We start from the raw sequence: 1,891 nt of genomic DNA on the forward strand, positions 1-1,891 counted from the left end.
CTATCAATCCCTTCTACCGCCAATGCATCGGTTCGCGCCATAATGACAAAGTTTTCATCGTTTCGTGCATCCACTGCGGCTTTGATTCGGTCCACCATTTCTTGCGCACTGACAATGGCCTTGTTTGGTCGATGACCACACCGTTTTTGTGCAACCTGATCTTCCATATGCACCGCCGCCGCGCCTGCTTTTTCAATCGACTTGATCGTTCTGGCAATGTTAAACGCACCACCAAATCCTGTGTCGATGTCGACCAACAATGGTAAATCGCAAGCGTTGGTGACTCGCTCAACATCCACGAGCACATCATTGAGTGTTGTAATCCCTAAATCAGGTAGCCCATACGACGCATTCGCGATGCCCCCGCCCGATAAATAAATTGCTTGGTGGCCGATGTTTTTCGCCATCATTGCGCAGTATGGGTTGACCGTACCAACAATTTGCAGTGGATTATTGTGTTCGACAGCAAGCCTAAATTTGGCCCCCGGTGATATTTTCATGGTTAAACTCCCTTTAACTCAGTCGATAGTTGTTATTCATTTTTATTACTATGCATTTTTATTACTATTCATTTTCATTGTTCTGTCTTGTATTACTTGCTAGACCTACAGTGGCTAGAACGTCGCTGACCAGACAAAAAACAGCTAGGTGTCATCTTGTTGAATCTGTTTTTCTATGAGTCTTCGGCTACCAGAAATATGTCGTCTCATGAGCATTTCAGCCAACTCTTCATCACGATTGCGTATCGCTTGTAGAATAAATTTGTGCTCCTCCAGCGCTTCTGTTGGCCTTGATTGCGCCCGAGGCGATTGATAACGATACATACGCAGCAAGTGGTAAAGCTCTCCACATAATAGGGAGACCAATTTGCTATTTCGGCTGGCTTTAATGATTCGGTAATGGAAATCAAAATCGCCATGTTGATGAAAGTAAGACGCCCCCTCAACTTGATCGATATGTTTAGAATGGGTTGCCAATACTTGTTCTAACTTGATTAACTCGTCTGGTGTAATGTGTCTTGCCGCAAGTCGGGCGGCCATCCCTTCTAACGCTTCCCTCACGGAATACAGCTCTATGAGTTTTTCTTGGGAAAAGGTAATCACCCTTGCGCCAACATGTGGGATGCGCTCGATTAAACCCAGCCCTTCAACGCGCATAATCGCTTCTCTAAGCGGCCCACGACTGACTTCAAATCGTTTCGCCAGTTCAGGCTCAGATATTTTGCTTCCCGGTGGGATATCACCGCCAACAATCGCCTCAATCAGATATTCAGTTAAGCTTTCTGATTTGGTGTTTTCTTTTTCAGGCGCACGAGTTTTGGCTTCGTAAGAGAGACTCAATTCTGAAATGGTACTGTTCATGTTCATGCACTCACATTATCTTGGTTGACCGGTTACTGGGATGAATAAGTTACTTGAGCTAACCCGATTCGTGTCAACAATCTGCTGCTGTGTTTATAAAATAGACCATTAAAGTGTCGACAATCAAGTAAATTGTCGACACTTTAGACTAAGGTATAGGTGTTTGATTTTAGATAAGATGCGAGATATTGGTTCGAAATATTGAACATTAAGCCTGATTTTCAATGAATTAAGATTAAAATACAGATAACGACAAGAATGATAAGAGATGTGAGACCGATGACATTGTGTCGACAATATTCTCTATTTAGGGGAAGAGGCGCAACAGAGAGTGTTTGACTCTCTATTGCGTGATTTTCACTCAAAAACGGCTAGCTTTACGAGCGAAACTTTTCAATATCGACTTCATCGACCTGGGCTTCAGGTAAAAAGCGAGTCGCGTATTCTTTGTACACACCGCTTTCTAAGAAAAGCATAAACAAGTCGATATCTAAATGATCATCCAACGCCATTTTATGCATGATATCAAT

The 1,891-nt window shown here is 43.2% G+C and carries 2 protein-coding genes; both read right to left on the minus strand.

Going from position 1 to position 1,891, the window contains the following annotated elements; all coding sequences use genetic code 11:
- The coding region (locus ACP45E_RS00420) for an isocitrate lyase/phosphoenolpyruvate mutase family protein (protein ID WP_198927659.1) at positions 1-500 on the minus strand (500 nt) is incomplete at its 3' end.
- Between the two features lie 144 nt (positions 501-644).
- A complete protein-coding gene (locus ACP45E_RS00425; protein ID WP_017038415.1) occupies positions 645-1,367 on the minus strand; it encodes a GntR family transcriptional regulator in 723 nt (240 codons plus the stop codon).
- Positions 1,368-1,891: the final 524 nt, after the last annotated feature.

Origin of the sequence: Vibrio genomosp. F10 str. 9ZD137, assembly GCF_049974785.1 — a bacterium.
Taxonomy (GTDB): Bacteria; Pseudomonadota; Gammaproteobacteria; order Enterobacterales; family Vibrionaceae; genus Vibrio.